Annotated in this window: 18 protein-coding genes; 4 read left to right on the forward strand and 14 right to left on the reverse strand. The window is 68.6% G+C overall.

Features of this window, described 5'->3' with window-relative positions; translation table 11 throughout:
- Both KBY66_RS05095 and KBY66_RS05100 read left to right on the forward strand, forming a co-directional pair.
- Complete coding sequence (locus tag KBY66_RS05095; RefSeq protein ID WP_255088132.1) at positions 1-498, forward strand: hercynine metabolism protein; 498 nt, start codon at positions 1-3, stop codon at positions 496-498.
- Between the two features lie 13 nt (positions 499-511).
- Positions 512-1,309: a YdcF family protein gene (locus KBY66_RS05100; RefSeq protein ID WP_255088133.1), complete on the forward strand. Its 798-nt coding sequence runs from the start codon at positions 512-514 to the stop codon at positions 1,307-1,309.
- 61 nt (positions 1,310-1,370) lie between these two features.
- On the opposite strand, the gene KBY66_RS05105 is transcribed toward KBY66_RS05100, so the two are convergent.
- The 7 genes from KBY66_RS05105 to KBY66_RS05135 form a co-directional block, all read right to left on the reverse strand.
- Positions 1,371-1,634 carry a hypothetical protein gene (locus KBY66_RS05105; RefSeq protein ID WP_255088134.1) on the reverse strand — a complete coding sequence of 88 codons (264 nt, stop codon included), beginning with the start codon at positions 1,632-1,634 and terminating at the stop codon, positions 1,371-1,373.
- A gap of 29 nt (positions 1,635-1,663) precedes the next feature.
- The gene (gene lysS, locus KBY66_RS05110) at positions 1,664-3,202 is read right to left on the reverse strand and encodes a lysine--tRNA ligase (RefSeq protein WP_255088136.1); all 1,539 of its coding nucleotides are present in this window, start codon (positions 3,200-3,202) and stop codon (positions 1,664-1,666) included.
- Positions 3,203-3,250: 48 nt separating this feature from the next.
- Positions 3,251-4,057: a response regulator transcription factor RpaB gene (gene rpaB, locus KBY66_RS05115; protein WP_255088137.1), complete on the reverse strand. Its 807-nt coding sequence runs from the start codon at positions 4,055-4,057 to the stop codon at positions 3,251-3,253.
- 81 nt (positions 4,058-4,138) lie between these two features.
- Positions 4,139-5,443 (reverse strand): ABC transporter substrate-binding protein, encoded by a 1,305-nt coding sequence (locus tag KBY66_RS05120; protein WP_255088138.1) that lies wholly within the window; start codon positions 5,441-5,443, stop codon positions 4,139-4,141.
- 32 nt (positions 5,444-5,475) lie between these two features.
- Entirely contained in the window at positions 5,476-5,988 is a 513-nt protein-coding gene (locus KBY66_RS05125; protein WP_255088141.1) for a rod shape-determining protein MreD, read from the reverse strand.
- 3 nt (positions 5,989-5,991) lie between these two features.
- Positions 5,992-6,765 carry a rod shape-determining protein MreC gene (gene mreC / locus KBY66_RS05130; protein ID WP_255088142.1) on the reverse strand — a complete coding sequence of 258 codons (774 nt, stop codon included), beginning with the start codon at positions 6,763-6,765 and terminating at the stop codon, positions 5,992-5,994.
- 5 nt (positions 6,766-6,770) lie between these two features.
- The gene (locus KBY66_RS05135) at positions 6,771-7,817 is read right to left on the reverse strand and encodes a rod shape-determining protein (RefSeq protein WP_255088143.1); all 1,047 of its coding nucleotides are present in this window, start codon (positions 7,815-7,817) and stop codon (positions 6,771-6,773) included.
- A gap of 171 nt (positions 7,818-7,988) precedes the next feature.
- Here KBY66_RS05135 and KBY66_RS05140 point away from each other — a divergent pair, with 171 nt between their 5' ends.
- Positions 7,989-8,393 carry a single-stranded DNA-binding protein gene (locus KBY66_RS05140; RefSeq protein ID WP_255088145.1) on the forward strand — a complete coding sequence of 135 codons (405 nt, stop codon included), beginning with the start codon at positions 7,989-7,991 and terminating at the stop codon, positions 8,391-8,393.
- 118 nt (positions 8,394-8,511) lie between these two features.
- Here the strand turns inward: KBY66_RS05140 and KBY66_RS05145 are convergent, their stop codons facing one another.
- Both KBY66_RS05145 and ahcY read right to left on the reverse strand, forming a co-directional pair.
- Entirely contained in the window at positions 8,512-9,171 is a 660-nt protein-coding gene (locus KBY66_RS05145; RefSeq protein WP_255088146.1) for a DedA family protein, read from the reverse strand.
- Positions 9,171-10,634 (reverse strand): adenosylhomocysteinase, encoded by a 1,464-nt coding sequence (gene ahcY / locus KBY66_RS05150; RefSeq protein ID WP_255088147.1) that lies wholly within the window; start codon positions 10,632-10,634, stop codon positions 9,171-9,173. Before ahcY ends, KBY66_RS05145 begins: the two co-directional genes overlap by 1 nt.
- A gap of 77 nt (positions 10,635-10,711) precedes the next feature.
- Here ahcY and tsaE point away from each other — a divergent pair, with 77 nt between their 5' ends.
- Entirely contained in the window at positions 10,712-11,200 is a 489-nt protein-coding gene (gene tsaE, locus KBY66_RS05155) for a tRNA (adenosine(37)-N6)-threonylcarbamoyltransferase complex ATPase subunit type 1 TsaE (RefSeq protein WP_255088149.1), read from the forward strand.
- On the opposite strand, the gene KBY66_RS05160 is transcribed toward tsaE, so the two are convergent.
- From KBY66_RS05160 to KBY66_RS05180, 5 genes are all read right to left on the reverse strand, one after another.
- The gene (locus KBY66_RS05160; protein WP_255088150.1) at positions 11,197-12,192 is read right to left on the reverse strand and encodes a carbohydrate kinase family protein; all 996 of its coding nucleotides are present in this window, start codon (positions 12,190-12,192) and stop codon (positions 11,197-11,199) included. The genes tsaE and KBY66_RS05160 overlap by 4 nt on opposite strands.
- The gene (gene mutT, locus KBY66_RS05165; RefSeq protein ID WP_255120061.1) at positions 12,192-13,400 is read right to left on the reverse strand and encodes an 8-oxo-dGTP diphosphatase MutT; all 1,209 of its coding nucleotides are present in this window, start codon (positions 13,398-13,400) and stop codon (positions 12,192-12,194) included. The genes KBY66_RS05160 and mutT overlap by 1 nt, the downstream gene beginning before the upstream one ends.
- A gap of 19 nt (positions 13,401-13,419) precedes the next feature.
- A complete protein-coding gene (locus tag KBY66_RS05170) occupies positions 13,420-15,003 on the reverse strand; it encodes an NCS2 family permease (RefSeq protein WP_255088152.1) in 1,584 nt (527 codons plus the stop codon).
- Positions 15,004-15,008: 5 nt separating this feature from the next.
- Entirely contained in the window at positions 15,009-15,755 is a 747-nt protein-coding gene (locus KBY66_RS05175) for a putative 2OG-Fe(II) oxygenase (protein WP_255088153.1), read from the reverse strand.
- Positions 15,756-15,797: 42 nt separating this feature from the next.
- Positions 15,798-16,060 (reverse strand): sigma factor-like helix-turn-helix DNA-binding protein (locus KBY66_RS05180; RefSeq protein ID WP_315855480.1); only part of this gene is annotated, 263 nt, incomplete at its 5' end.

The following is a 16,060-nucleotide window of genomic DNA, read 5'->3' on the forward strand; positions in this document are numbered from 1 at the left end:
ATGAGTGGCAGTTGGTTTGAGCAACTTGAGGCCCAGCTGGATCGCCAGCTGGAGGCCTTCCTGAACAGCCATCCCGATCAGCAGCATCTGCTCGATGCCGACGAGCGCCAGGAGCGGCAGCGGCGATTGGGTCGGCAGCGGTTGGAGATTCGGGCGCAGGCGGATGCCAGCCGCCAGTCCCTTTTGGAGCTGGCGGCGGAGATCACCCAGTGGCAGCAGCGGGTGGGGCGGGCACGGGCCGCCGGGGCCGAGGCCCTGGCCGACCAGGCCGCGACCCACCTGCGCCAGCTGATGGGACTGGGCCGTGACCGCTGGCAGGCCCTGCATGAACTGGGCATCTCCCTGGGGCAGGTGGAAGCCGAACTGGCCCAGCTGCAGGAGCCGCCCCGGCCTGCTCCAACCCCGGAAGGCCCCGATCTGGAGCAGGCCTGGGCCAACTTCGAGAAACAGCAGGACCTGGAGGAGCTTCGGCGCAGCCGCGGCCCCCGGCAGCCCTGAACGCTGCTGATCCATGAGCTTCCTGCTCTCCAAGCTGCTGCCGTTGCTGCTCTATCCCCTTGGGCTGAGCCTGGTGCTGCTGCTCACGGCCCAGCTCGGGCGGGGCCGGCGCTGGTCTGGCTGGGTTGCCGGGGTTGGCGTGGCCCTGCTCTGGATCAGCTCCATGCCCCTCACGGCGCGTCAGCTGGTCTGGGGGTTGGAGGAGCGCAGCGCGGCGCTCACCCCGGCGCTGGTGCCCCGCGCCGATGCCATCATCGTGCTGGGCGGCGGACTCCAGGCCCCCTTACCGCCGCGCAGGGCCGTGGAAGTGAGCGAGGCCGGCGACCGGCTGCTCACCGGGGTGCGGCTGATGCGGGCGCAGCGGGCCCCACTGCTGCTGGTCAGCGGCGGCAGGGTGACCTTCCGCAACGACGACCCGGCGCCGCCGGAGGCCTTGGCGGCCCGCAGCCTGGCCATCGAGCTCGGCGTTGCCGCCGATCGGATCCTGATGAGCGACCAGGCCCGAACCACCGCCGAGGAAGCCGAGGCGATCAATCGGCTGGCGCGGCAGCGGGGTTGGCGTTCCGTGATTCTGGTCTCCAGCGCAATCCACATGCCCCGCGCCCTGGCCACCTTCCAGCGCCGCACGGCCCTCAAGGTGATCCCGGTCGCCTGCGACTATCTCCTGCCCGCTCGCAACCAGCTGGGCGGTTCAACACCGGGCTCCGTGCTGGGTTCTCTGCTCCCCGATGCAGGCTCCCTGCAGGTGAGCACCGTGGTGATCAAGGAGCACCTCGGCCTGCTGGCCTACCGGCTGAAGGGCTGGAGCTGAACCAGGCAGATTTCGTTCGCAGACTTTGCCCTTCGCACGGTTTCGGGCTGGGAATGGTGCCTTACTTCTTCGGCAGGGGTGGCACCAGGCTGACCCCTTCCGGCGGAGGTGTGGGGTCGGGGTCTGCGATCAGCATGTGCTGAAGAACGATCTCGGGGCGCTCGCTGTCACGCCAGCGGATCCGGTAGGCGGGCATCTTGGTGCCGCGGCTGGTGGTCTGCTCGACCGGCTCCATCACCCAACCCCGGCGGGATCGGCCCTGGGGATTGCGCTTCACCACCGCATCCGCGTGCTTGAAGCGGAATCCGACGCGCTCACCACTCATGGGCTGAGGATTGTGCCAACGTCAGTCAATTATCCACTGCGGCCGTCACCGGCTCCCGGAGGGCCTGCTTCGGGGCGCAGCAGCGGGAAGGCGATCACATCACGGATGCTGGCGCTGTCGGTGAGCAGCATGGCGAGCCGATCGATGCCGATGCCCAGGCCGCCGGTGGGGGGCATGCCCACCTCGAGGGCCTGAAGGAAGTCCTCGTCCACCCCCTGGGCCTCGAGATCGCCGGCCTGGCGGCGGGCCTGCTGGGCTTCGAGCCGCTTTCTCTGATCGACCGGGTCGATCAGCTCGCTGAAGGCGTTCGCCGTTTCCCGTCCCACGATGAACAACTCGAAGCGCTCCACCAGCCCCGGCTTGCTGCGGTGCGCCCGGGCCAGCGGCGAGATCTCCACCGGGTAATCGAGAACGAAGGTGGGCTGGATCAGGCTCGCTTCCACCCGCTGCTCGAAGGCCTCATTCAGCAACCGACCGACACTGTCGGCGGCATCGGGCACCTCCAGGCCTGCGGCCGCCATCGCCGCCGCCGCCTGGTCACGCCACTCGAAGGCGTTGAAGTCGAGGCCAGTGGCCAGCTCCACCAGCTCATGCATGGTGGCCCGCCGCCAGGGGGGCGTCAGGTCGATGGCGGTGCCCTGATACGTGAGCATGGTGGTGCCGCACACCTGCTCGGTGACCGCAGCGATCATCTGCTCGGTGAGCGCCATCATGTCGGTGTAATCGGCGTAGGCCTGGTACACCTCCACCGAGGTGAACTCGGGGTTGTGGCGGGTGCTGATGCCCTCGTTGCGAAAGATCCGGCCCAGTTCATAGACCCGCTCGAAGCCCCCCACCACCAGCCGCTTGAGGTGCAGCTCGGTGGCGATGCGCAGGAACAGGGGCAGGTCGAGGGCGTTGTGGTGGGTGCTGAAGGGGCGGGCATCGGCACCGCCCGCCTCCACATTCAGCACGGGCGTTTCGATTTCCAGGAACTGGCGATCATCAAGCCAGCGACGGATGCCGCTCACCAGCCGGGCGCGCCGACGGAAGGTGTCGCGGGTCTGGGGCGACACGATCAGATCGAGGTGCCGTTGCCGGTAGCGCTTCTCCACATCGGCAAGGCCATGCCACTTGTCGGGCAGGGGCTGCAGCGCCTTGCAGAGCATCTCCCAGCCCGTCACCTTCACCGACAGCTCGCCCCGGTCGGTGCGGCGCAGGCTGCCGTTCACCCCGATCAGATCGCCCGCATCCACCAGGGTGGTGAGCTGGGCGAAGGCCTCGGGCTGATCGGGCAGGGCGGCGGCCAGGGTGGCCTTTTCGATGAACAGCTGGATCGGACCGCTCTCATCCACCAGGGTGAAGAAGGCGAGCTTGCCCATCACCCGCCGGGTCATCACCCGGCCGGCCACGGCCACGGTCAGATCGCGCTCCTGGCCCTTGCCGAGGTCGGCGTGAGCGTGCTGAAGCTCGGCGGTGCGGTGCGAAGGATCGAAGCGCAGGCCATAGGGACCCTGACCGAGGGCCGCCAAGGCCTGGCCCTTCTCCAGGCGAGCCTGCTCCAGACGGTTGTGGCGCGGCTCAAGCAAGGGTGGAAAGACTCGGTTTCAGCGCCCCATCCTGCAGGACTGGTCAGCTCAGAGGGCTGCGGAGGCGGCCACTTCGCTCATCCGCTGGGAGGAGTAGCCGGTGCCGCGCACGGTGAGGATCAGTTCGGGGTTGCGGGGATCCGGCTCGAGCTTGCCCCGCAACCGCGCCACGTAAACATCGACAACCCGGAGGTCGGCGGCCCGGCGGGGCGGATAGCCCCAGAGTTGCTCAAGGATCTCGGCGCGGGGCACCACCCGCCCAGGCTCCCGGAACAGCAACTCCAGGAGGCTGAATTCGGTGTAGGTGAGGCTGATCCGGTCCCCAGCCCTGGTCACCTGGCGGCGGTTGGTGTCAACCATCAGGTCGCCGACCCGCAGGATGCCCTGGCCGGCCGGCACATCCCGGGGCTCGAGCGTGGCCGAACCCCGGCCTACCCGGCGCAGGATGGTGGAGATCCGCGCTTCGAGCTCCTTGGGGCTGAAGGGTTTGGGCAGGTAGTCGTCGGCGCCGAGATCAAGGCCGGACACCCGCTCAGTGATCGCATCGAGGGCCGAGAGAAAAATGATCGGCACGCAGGATTCGGCCCGCAGGCGCCTGCAGACCGCGAAACCATCGAGCTTCGGCAGCATCACATCGAGCACGACCAGATCCGGCTGCTCCTCGTGGAAGATCGTCAGGGCCTGCTCGCCATCCTCGGCGCAGATCACCCGATAGCCGGCCAGCTCCAGGCGCATCTGCAGCACCCGTCGCACCGTGGCTTCGTCATCGACGACAAGCACCGTGGCCAGGGCGTGGGGCACGACCGCTTGGGAAGCATCACCCTGACTGTGCCGGGGCAGCTCTTCCAAGGACATGGCGCGCAGGACCCTAAGAAATGAAACCCTACAGCTCAGGGCCCAGGCCCCGAGAGCACAGGGCCCCGCCCAGAGCCAGGCTCAGGGCCAACGGGCCGCCGCGTAGCGGTTCCACTCCAGCTCGGCGGCGGCGAGGGCATTGTCGCTGCTGACCTGGCCCAGCATGGCCCGTTGCAGGTGGCGGTAGAGGATGGCTTGAAGCCGCTTCACCCCCGGGCTGGCAGGCACGAGCACCTCAGCCCGTTTCAGGGTTTCCACCGACTGCAACCGGGCCCGCCGCACGAGCTCCTGGCGGGGATCGGCCAGGGTCTGGTCGCGCAATCGGCGCTCGATCCGCCCCAGGGCCCCCTTGGCGGAGGGGAGCACCCGCGCCTGCTCGGCGAAGCGCGCCTGGTTCTCGGCATTGGTGAGAAAGAGGGCAAAGCTCACGGCCTGCTTGGGCAGGGCGCTCTGGCGGGGCACCGCCAGGTTCATCACCGCCACGTTGGCCCTGCCGTTCGGCCCGGTCAGGGGCGGGTGGGGTTTGGTGACAGCGGCGATCTGGGGGGCGTTGGTCTGGATGCTGCGCAGGAATTCGGCGCCACTGGCCAGGGTGGCCAGCTCGCCGCTCTGGTAGAGCTCGATCGCGCGGCGGTACCCCTGGCTGACCACCTCCCGCGGCAGGAGGCCGCGGCGATACAGATCGCTCCAGAACGCAAAGGCGCGACGGCCGGCCGGGCTGTTGAAGGCGGCGCGGCGGCGGCCGTCCTGCAGGGTCACCCCCATCTGCACCATCGACTCCAGCAGCTCGGCGGAATCGTCAGGAACCACCGTCACGAACAGGGCGTAGCGACCGGTGCGGCGCTTGACCGCCTCGGCGAAGGCCGGCACCTCCTCCCAGCGGCGGGGCGGCTGGCTGTAGCCGGCCCGGGTCAGCAGGTCGTGGTTGGCGAGGGTGATGCGGGCGGTGAGATACCAGGGGATGGCGAACTGACGGCCATCGGCCTGGCTGGCCTGCCAGATCTTCGGCAGGTAGGCGTCGCCGGCGCCCGGCGGCAGCAGCGGACCAAGGTCCAGCAGGCCCCCCTTGCTGGCCAGGTTGGCGGCGAACAGGGGGTTGAGATTGACCACATCCGGGGCGGTGCGGGCAAACACCGCCGCCAGCAGCTTGCGCTCCACCGATCCCCAGGGAAGGTCCGTCCAGCGCACGGACACACCTGGATTGTCGCCTTCCCAGGCGGTCACCACCCGGCCTATCTCCCCGTTGAACTTCGGCGATAGGTCGAGGGTCCAGAGCTGCAGCTCCCGCTTCGCGGAAGGGGTGGGGGCGCAGCCGGCCAGGAGCACCAGCAGCACTGCGCTGAGAAGGCCACAACGTCGACGCAGGGCTGATCGGAACGGCTTCATGGGATCAGCCTCATCGGATCAGCCTCATCAGATCAGCGCCGCGTCAGTGCGCCCTGCTGGCGCCAGAGCAACAGCAGCAGTGAACAGATCATCGGTGCCAGCAGGCCGGTGAGCAGGGTCTGGGCCAGCAGGGTGTGCAGGCTGGAGAGCTGGGAGAGCGATCCCGGCAGGGGGAAGCCTTGGCGCTGCAACGACACGCTCAGGCCGAGCAGAAAGGTGCCCACCAGGGCCAGCAGCCCCAGGCTCAAGCTGCGCTCGATCGGCGGTCCCTGGCGCGCCAGGCGCCCCCACCACCAGCCGAGCAGGGCCAGGGCGGGGATCTGGGTGGCTCCACCCAGGTTGAGGGAATCCGCCAGGAGCCCCAGCCCCAGCCCCGCCATCGCTCCCGAGACCGGCCCATCGGCCAGGGCCCAGGGCAGAAGCCACAGCACCGCCCAGCTGGGCGGTACCCCGGCCAGCTTGAGGAAGGACGGCGAGGCCAGGCTGAGCATGGGAACGGCGCCAGCGGTAGCAACGGCCCAGGGAAGACGATGCAGGACTCCCATCGATCAAGGCGCCGTTGCGGGGGTGGGTGGCACGGACGATCGAACCAGCACCTGCACCCAGTCGATGGAGCCCACCGGCGCGCTCAGCTGCACCACCGCACTCGGAGCCGGCACACCCTTCTCGTCGACCGACTGGATCACCCCCACGCTCAGGCCCGGCGGCACCAGGGTGCTCGCCGGTGAGGTGACCACCCCATCGCCGGGCCGCACCTGGGGATCCTTCTCGAGAAAAACCAGCAACGGCCGACTGGTACCCACACCGGTGAGCAGACCATGGCGTTGGATGCGCCCCACCCAGACCCCCACCCGGCTGGCCGGATCGGTGAGCAGGGCCACCCGGGCGGTGGTGGGCGTGACGCTCGACACCCGGCCGACCAGGCCACCGGGGCCCACGACCGAATCGCCGGGGCGAATGCCCTGGATCCCGCCGGCACCAAGCACCAGTTGATGCCACCAGCCGGCCGGCTCCCGCGAGATCACAGCCGCGGTCACCTTGCCCGGATCGGCCCGCTTGAGACCGAGGAGGAGGCGAAGGCGGCGGTTGTCCTGCTCCAGGTGGGCCTGGCGGGCCTGCAGCTCCAGCTCTTTCGCTCCCTGCAGCCATTCCCGCTGGGCACTGCCTGGCCAGAACGGCCGACTGAGCAGCGCATAGGCATCGCTCAGCAACGCCCCCTTGCTCAGCCGCACCCCCACCAGGGCCACCAGCAACAGCAACCAGGGCCACGACTGGACCACCCGGCCCAGGGAGGGGACGCGGGGCAGGCGTCCGATCGGCATGGTGATCAGGCGGAGAGGCGGCTGAAGTCAGGCGTGTCCAGCACACGCTCCAGCCGCTTGTAATCCTCCAGAACCTGGCCGCAGCCGTTCACGACGCACAGGAGTGGATCCTGGGCCACGTGGGTGAGGATGCCGGTTTCATGGCTGATCAGGTCGCTGATGCCGCGCACCAGGGCGCCACCGCCGGCCAGCATGATGCCGCGATCGACGATGTCGGCGGCCAGCTCGGGCGGGGTGCGCTCAAGGGTGCGCTTCACCGCCTCCACGATCACGTTGAGCGGTTCGGCCATCGCTTCGCGGATGTCACCGGCCCGAACGTTGATGGTGCGGGGCAGGCCCGAGAGCAGGTGGAGGCCGCGCACATCCATCGAGCCGCTGTCGTGGGCGTCCTCGGGGAAGGCGGAGCCGATCCGGATCTTGATCTCCTCGGCGGTGCGCTCGCCCACCACCAGGTTGTGCACCTTCTTGAGGTAAACGGTGATGGCCTCCGTGATTTCATCGCCCGCCACCCGCACCGACTCACTGACCACGGTGCCACCGAGGCTCAGCACGGCCACTTCGGTGGTGCCACCGCCGATGTCGACGATCATGGTGCCCACCGGCTCGGTCACCGGCAGACCGGCGCCGATGGCGGCCGCCACAGGCTCGTCGATCAAGTGCACCTCGCGGGCACCGGCCAGTCCGGCCTCTCGCACCGCCCGGCGCTCCACGCCGGTGACGCCGCTGGGAATGCCGATCACCAGCCGGGGGGCGATGATGCCGCGCCCCTCGTTGCCCTTCTGGATGAAGGTCTTGATCATCATCTCGGCGGCGTCGAAGTCGGCGATCACGCCATCGCGCAGGGGGCGCACGGCCCGGATGTTGCCGGGGGTGCGGCCGAGCATCAGCTTGGCCTCATCACCGACGGCCAGGGGAATGCCGCGCTCCAGATCAAGGGCCACCACCGAGGGCTCCTGCAGCACGATGCCCTTGCCGGACACGTACATCAAGGTGTTGGCCGTTCCCAGATCGATGCCGATGTCGCGGGAGAGCTGGAAACGTCGAAAGAACACTGAGCAGCCGCAGAGCGGGCCGAATCATAGGAGTGGGGCTCCGCCGGTTCCCGGCAGCCATCCGGTGGTACATCCGGGTCGGAGGGTGGAACCTGCTGAGAGAAGCGCCCCGATCGAATGGCGCATCATTGATCCAACCAACCTCAACCCCCCAATTCAAAGGAGAACCCCATGGGTGTGAATTCCGTAACCCTGGTCGGCCGTGCCGGCCGTGATCCCGAAGTGCGCTACTTCGAATCCGGCACGGTCGTGGCCAACCTCACCTTGGCGGTGAACCGCCGCAGCCGTGACGACGAACCCGACTGGTTCAACCTCGAGATCTGGGGCAAGCAGGCCCAGGTGGCCGCCGACTACGTGCGAAAGGGCTCGCTGCTGGGCATCATCGGCTCGTTCAAGCTGGACCGCTGGACGGATCGCACCAGCGGCGAGGAGCGCACCAAGCCGGTCGTCAGGGTCGATCGGCTGGAGCTGCTGGGCTCCAAACGCGACAGCGACCAAGGCGCCTATGGCGATGGTGGCCAAGGCGGTGGCTCGGGTTTTCAGGGTGAGCCGAGCGAAGAGGAAGTTCCCTTCTGAATAACGGCTCACCCGGAAGTACGGATCCGCCTGAGCAAGTTATCGGTGGGCTGGAGCACTTCCAGCCCCTGGTGCCAGGTCACAGGTACAGGTGCAAGAGCAAAGCTGCCAGATCAACTCAATCGATGCTCTGCCGCTGCCTCCAGATGCGCAGTCCCAGCCAGGCCACGAAGGCCAGTCCGGCCAGCACCAGGATCACTTTGATCGCCTTGGTCACCGGCGCCATCCAGACCTCCACGTTGCTGTAGCCCTCGCCGAGCACCATCCCGGCCAGGGTGAGCATGAGGGTCCAGATCAGGCTGCCGGCAGTGGTCCAGATCAGGAAGGGCAGCATCGGCATCATCTCGATGCCCGCCGGCACCGAAATCAGCGTGCGAATGCCCGGGACCAGCCGACCCCAGAACACCAGGGCGGTGCCGTGTCGGCTGAACCAGTTGCGGCTGCGGCGCAATTCCTCGGAGCGGATGCCGATCCACCGGCCATGGCGGTCGAGCCAGGCCTCGATGCGCTCCTCGTTGACCAGCCGACCGACGCCGTACCAGGGAAGCGCACCGAGAACGGTGCCCAGCAGCCCCGCCAGGACGACTGGCACAAAAGCCAGCTGACCCTGGTGCACATAGAAGCCCCCTAGGGGCATGATCAGCTCCGAGGGAATGGGCGGGAACAGGTTCTCGAGGAACATGGCGAGAAAGATCGCGCCATAACCCGCCCATGGATTGGCTCCAACAGCTGACCCGATCAGTTCGGGCAGCTTCTGGACCAGTTCGGCAACCCCCATCAATACCGGTAGTGGTCGGGCTTGTAGGGGCCCTCCACCGGCACGGCGATGTAATCGGCCTGCAGCTGGCTGAGCTCGGTGAGCTTGGCGCCGATCTTCTCGAGGTGAAGGCGAGCCACCATCTCATCGAGGTGCTTGGGCAGCACATACACCTGCTTCTCGTACTGCTCGCCCTTGCTGAACAGCTCGATCTGGGCCAACACCTGGTTGGTGAAGGAGTTGCTCATCACGAAGCTGGGGTGGCCGGTGCCGCAGCCCAGGTTGACCAGCCGGCCCTCGGCCAGCAGGATGATCCGTTTGCCATCCGGGAAGATCACATGGTCCACCTGGGGCTTGATCGTGTCCCATTCGTACTGCTTGAGCGAAGCCACATCGATTTCGTTGTCGAAGTGGCCGATGTTGCAGACGATGGCCTGGTCCTTCATGCGGATCAGGTGCTCATGGCCGATCACCTGGAAATTACCAGTGGCGGTCACGAAGATGTCCACATCCGACACCACGTCCTCGAGACGGACGACACGGTAGCCCTCCATCGCCGCCTGCAGCGCGCAGATCGGATCCACCTCGGCGATCATCACCGTGGAGCCCAGGCCCCGCAGCGACTGGGCCGATCCCTTGCCCACATCGCCATATCCGATCACCAGGGACACCTTGCCCGCCACCATCACGTCGGTGGCGCGCTTGATCGCATCCACCAGGGATTCGCGGCAGCCGTAGAGGTTGTCGAATTTGCTCTTGGTGACCGAGTCGTTGACGTTGATCGCCGGGAAGGGGAGCTCACCAGCCTTCTGCATCTGATAGAGGCGAGCCACACCGGTGGTGGTTTCCTCGGTCACGCCCTGGATCTCGGCATAGATGCGGGAGTAGAAGGTGGGCTGAACCGCCAGGCGGGCCCGGATCGATTTGAACAGGGCGATCTCTTCTTCGCTGCCGGGGTTGTCGAGAACGGAGAGGTCCTTCTCCGCCTTGGTGCCGAGCACGACGAGGCCGGTGGCATCCCCGCCGTCGTCGAGGATCATGTTGGGGGTGCCGCCATCGCCCCACTCCAGGATCCTGTGGGTGAAGGCCCAGTATTCGTCAAGGGTTTCGCCCTTGTAAGCAAAGACGGGGATGCCCTTCGCAGCGATCGCGGCGGCAGCATGGTCCTGGGTGGAGAAGATGTTGCAGGAGGCCCAGCGCACCTCGGCGCCGAGGGCCACCAGGGTTTCGATCAGAACCCCCGTCTGGATCGTCATGTGGAGGCTGCCGGCGATTCGGGCACCCTTGAGGGGTTGCTCAGCGCCGAACTTGGTGCGCAGCGCCATCAACCCGGGCATCTCCGTTTCAGCGATGGCCAGTTCCTTGCGGCCCCAGTCGGCCAGGCCGAGGTCGGCGACCACATAGGAGGAGGTTGCCTGGAGTCCGGGGGTGAAGGTGTCCGTTACGGCGTCAGCATGAACAGTGGAAGAAGGTGCGGCCACCATGGTGGTATGGCTCCCGTGCGGGAGGAAGAGTGGGGTGTGGAATATCTGCAGAGACGCCGAGGCTTCGGGCTCGCTGGATGGGAATCTACAGGGGGATTCAGAACGTGCGCGAAACCCAGCTGCGAGTCCTGACCGACGCCGGCGCAACGCGGGCTCTGGGGGAGGAGCTGGCGGGCTGGCTGCTGGCTGCCCCGCAGACGCCCTTGTCCGTGCTTCTGCTTCAGGGGGAGCTGGGAGCCGGCAAAACCTGCCTGGTGCAGGGGCTGGGGATGGCCCTGGGGATCGAGGAGCCGATCACCAGCCCCACCTTTGCCCTGGCCCAGCACTACCGGGGCCTGCGGCAGGGCCGGCCCACCTATCTGGTCCACCTCGATCTCTATCGCCTGGAGCAACCGGCCTCCGCCGATGAACTCTTCGCCCAGGAGGAGGAGGAGGCCCGATCCCTCGGCGCGGTGCTGGTGGTGGAGTGGCCCGAGCGCCTCAGCGTGCCGCCCGGACCCGCCTGGCTGGTGGAGCTGCTGCATCGGAAGGAGGGGCGTCAGGCCGTGATCAGCCAACAGGGCTAGGAGGCCCTCTCCAGGAACGTCTCCACCGCGGCTTCGTCCGGCTGGGGATCGATGGCACCGGCGCCAGCGCACACCAGGGCGCCGCAGGCGGCGGCGAACCGCATCGCCCGACCCACCGCGGCGACACTGGCATCCGTCAGCAAAGAGGGATCGGCGCAGAGGCCGTGGAGCAACCCGGCCAGAAAGGCGTCGCCGGCACCGGTGGTGTCCACAACGGTGACGGGGAAGGCCACCAGGGAGCCGGCCTGTCCCCCCAGCCACCAGCGCAGCCCGCGGGCCCCGTCGGTCACCACCACGGCGGGACGCTGCGGCAGGGAGGCACTGATCCGCTGCGGATCCCCCCCCGCGCCGATCCAGTCGGCCTCCTCGGCCGAGAGTTTGAGCAGGGCGGCCCGCTCGAGCATGGGCCGGATCCGCTCCAGGGCCAAAGCGGGCGCGATCGGCCAGAAGCTGGGGCGCCAGTTCAGATCAAGGGCCAGGGGCACTTCTGCCGTGGCGGCCTGCTCCACCGCGGCCAGCAGCGCGGCGCCACTGGCCGGGCTGGCCAGGGGGATCGTGCCGATCAGCAACCACCGGGCCCGGTTCAGCAGGGCAGCGAACGGCCGGGCCAGGGCTTCGGCATCCAGGGCCTGATCGGCGAAACCCTCGCCAAGCTCCCCGGCGAAGCCCCCGAAGCTCCGATCGCCGCCGGCATCCCGCTTCACCAACACGATTCGGCTGGGCCGGAGCGGATCCCGCTGCAGGGCCCGGGTGTCCACGCCCCGTTCCCACAGCAATCGGCCGAAGGCTGCGCCGATGGCGTCGTCGCCAAGCCGGCCGATCAGGGCGGCGGGGGTGCCCAGGCGGGCCAGGGCACAGGCCACGTTGGCCGGGGCTCCACCGAGCCGGTCGTCGACGGGGCCATCCCTGGCCGGATCGCCCCCCGGCGGCCCGAGCCGATCGACGAGGGCTTCGCCGAAGCAGAGCACCCGTGGTGGAGGCTGCCGGATCATCAGGCCACCGATCGCTTGCTCCCACCTTGGCCAGAATTGGCACCCAAGCCAACCGGACCGGAGCCCAGCCGCTCCAGCAGGGCAGCGATGATGCGACCGTTGGCGGCCGGGAAGGGAAATTCCGCCAGGCGCGCCGGCTCCACCCAGCGCACCTGCTGGCTGGCAAGGGGCTGGGGATCACCCGAAAGCCAGCGGCAGAGATGCACCACAAACCGCAGTCGCCGGTGGCTGTAGCTGTGCTCCAGGGTGATGAGTTCCTCGCCCACGGCCACCTCGATCGCCAGCTCCTCGCGCAGCTCCCGCCTGATGGTGGCCTCGATCGCCTCACCCGGCTCCTGCTTGCCGCCGGGGAACTCCCAGAGGCCGCCGAGCAGTCCCTCGGCTCGGCGTTGGTCGATCAGCGCCCGGCCGTCGGGGTCGAGCACAACGCCGACGCCGATCACCTCAAAGGGCACGGGCCTGGGGTTGTCCTTCACGGGGTAGGCGGCGGGATCGCCGGCAGCGTAGGCAGCACAGTGCCTCTGCCAGGGGCAGCCGCCGCAGACGGGTTGGCGGGGCGTGCAGACGGTGGCGCCGAGATCCATCAGCGCCTGGTTGAACGCCCGGGGCCGCTGCGGGTCGAGCAGCGAAGCGCTGAGCCGCCAGAGCCCGTCCAGATCCCGCCCCGGTGGCCGCGGGCTGGCGATCAGCCGCGCCAGAACTCGCTTTACATTGCCATCGAGGATCGGAAAGGGTAGGTCGAAGGCGGAGCTGAGGATGCTGCCGGCGGTGCTGCGGCCGATGCCCGGCAGCGCCAGCCAGCCGTCCAGATCCCGGGACCAGGGGCCGGTGGGTGCAGTCTTCCCGGCTACGCAGCCGGCCGCCATGAGTTGCTGTGCCCCCTGCTGCAATCGCCGGGCGCGCGCGTAGTAGCCCAGGCCCTGCCAGAGCATCAATACGTCGTGGTCGTCGGCAGAAGCCAGGGCTGCCAGCGAGGGAAAGGCCGCCAGCCACCGCCGCCAGTAGGGCAGCACCACGGCCAGCTGGGTCTGCTGCAGCATGACCTCGGCCACCCAGATGCCGTAGGGCTCGAGGGCCTCCCCATCCCTGGGCCGCTGGCCATCGAGGCGCCGTTTCCAGGGAATGTGGTGGCGGCCGTTGGGCTCCCACCAGTTCAACAGTGCTTCCCTGAGCGACTGGAAATCCAACACGGGATGGCCAGTCAGCATGGATCGGGCCTTCCCCGGTTCAGCCGTTCCAGCCCCGGCGTCGGGCCATCGCCGCCGCCGCGAACACCAGGGCCATCGCCAGGTAACCCAGGGCCCAGGGGGCGCCGCTGCCCCAGCCCAGGTGCAGCACCGTGTCGGCGGGGGTGAAGCGCCAGGCGTGGATCAGGCCGAACCAGGACGCGACCGCGGCCAGGCCGGCAGCGAGGGCCGCGGCGTTGAAGCGTTGCTCGATCACGTAGACCACCATGGCCGAGAGCAGCATGGCCGCCACGATCTGGCCCTGCTCGAGCGCGAAGGCTCCAGCAGCCCAGACGTCGGCCTGCTGGAGCGGGATCAGCAGGGCAGGGCCGAACGGATTCTCGGCGCTGCCCGCCCCACCGGCGCGCAGGCCGGCCTTCAGCAGCAAGGCACCCCAGCCAGCCAGGCCAGGCAACAGGCCCAGCACCACCGCCGGCGCATGGGCGGCTGGGGTGGCCTGGAAGCTCTGGGCGGCGATTACCAGGCCGATGTAAAGCACGATCGCCATGCCCGCCTCGATCGGCACAAGCTGGCCCACCAGGCCGAACACCCCCAGCAGGCAGCCCAGCCCCATCACCAGCCCGTTCAGCCAGGAGTAGCCGATCCGGGCCCCCATTGCCTTCCAGCCCGGGTGGCCGATATAGATGGTGGTGGGGAAGCAAGAGCCCAGGGCGGCGGCCACCACGGTGCCGATGCCGTTGATCAGCAGGGAACTCTTCACGGGGTAGCGGTCTCCGGCCGCCTCGGCGCTCTCCAGGTTCTGCAGGGAACCAAGCAGGTTGAACAGCCCCATCGGCACGATCACCCCGAGCCAGGGAAGCAGCTGGCCCCGGGCCTGCCAGAGCGCGCCGAGCTGCAATGCCGGCAGATGCAGGCCCACCTGGGCTGCGTTGGCCTGCCAGCTGGCCGGGTCGATCCGCAGCAGGCCGGTGGCCGCCGCCAGCAGGATGCCCAGCAGCACGGCGATCAGGCCACCCGGCAGGGGCAGCTTCACGCCGCCGTAATAGGTGAGCAGGATCACCGCCAGCACCGCCAGGGCCACCACCGGCTGGGCATAGGTGCGCAGCAGGAAGCCCAGGGCGATGTAGCCGAGGGCGATGCCAGCCAGGGTGGAGAGCAGGGCCGCCCGTGGCAGCCAGCGGCGCAACGCCCCCACGCAGAAGGCCCCGCCCGCCTCGATCGCTCCGGAGCCGAGGCAGGCGATCAGCCCTGCCTGCCAGGAGAGCCGCACCGCGTCGGCTTCCGCCAGCCCCTGGCCGAGGGCCGCGAGCTTCACCGGCAGCATCACAAGGAACACATAGGCGAACAGGCTCACCGTGTTGATGCCGTAGGGCAGGGCGGTGCGGTCGCCGCGCCCCTCCCGCACGGCCAGCCGGTAGGCCTGCCAGGCGTAGGCGCCGTTCCCCGCCACCAGGCTGAGACCGGTGGCGGGCAGGATCACCCCGAAGATCAGGCCGTCGGGGTAGCCGAGCACGCCGCGGCAGAGGCCAAGGATCAGCAGGATCTGGATCAGGTTGTCGAGCCCCAGGCCCATCAGCCCGTCGATGTCGCCGGCCACCAGCCAGCGGGGTCCGTTGCTCGCCATGGCGTTCAGGCGAAACCGCCCGGCCGCTGGCGGGAGGTGGAGAGGGAGAGGTTGGGGCGGCCCGTGACGTGGCCAGTGGCAGGTGCTGCGGCGGAAGCGGGCGGACCGACCCCAGGGGCCGGCATCGGCACCGCAACCACGTTGAAGGCCAGCGACCAGCGCTCCCCATTGCCCCGGAAGGGTGGCACCGAATGGGGCTGCCAGGCTGGAAACACATAGAACTCGCCGGCCACTGGCAGCACGTACTGGGCCATGCCGGTTCGGAAGCTCTGGATGTGCCACTCCTCAGGGCCGTGGAAACAGAGCTGGCCGTCGAAGCTGTCGTTGTGGATCTGGGGCGGAACCCTCAGGAAGATCACGCCGGAAAAGGAGCCGCCGTGGGTGTGCATCGGGTTGTAATCCCCCGCCCGCTGGGCATTGAGCCAGACATCGATCATCTGCAGCCGGTAGCGGCCGGGCGTCCAGGGACCACGGCCCTGGGGCGGCTGCCGGTCGATCACATGGCGGATCCAGTGCTCACAGGCCGGCAGGATTTCACTGGAGCAAAGGGACTGGATGCAGGCGTGGTGGGGCCCCAGCTCCCGCTGCTGGGCCAGCTGGCCGGCCAGCTTGGTGGAGGCGTCGGGGCTCTGCTCAGGCTGGGCCAGCACCTGCTCGGCCAACTGCAGCAGCTCACCCAGCATTCCCTCAGGCAGCCGGCTCTTGAGCACGTAGCGGGGAAAAAGGGCGAGAACTTCAGTGCTGCTGTCCATGGCTGGGGGCGGCGGCTCTCGCCAGCATGGCGGGGTGGCGCCTCAGCAGGCCGCGTAATCCTCGACGCTGGCGCTGAGGCGCCGCAGACCCACCAGGCCATCACGCTCCAGGTTGCGCACGCGGTCGCGGCTCATGCCGAGGATGCGGCCGATGCCGGTGAGGCTCATCGGTTCCTCCACATCGATGCCGTAGCGCATCTTCAGCACATCCCGCTGGAGGTCCGGCAGTTGCTCCAGCAGCGCCCGCATGTCGCCCCGCAGGCACTCGCTGTCCACGTTCTCCTCCGGCAGCGTCCCGTCCCCCT

This window comes from Synechococcus sp. Tobar12-5m-g (genome assembly GCF_024345415.1).
GTDB lineage: Bacteria > Cyanobacteriota > Cyanobacteriia > PCC-6307 > Cyanobiaceae > Regnicoccus.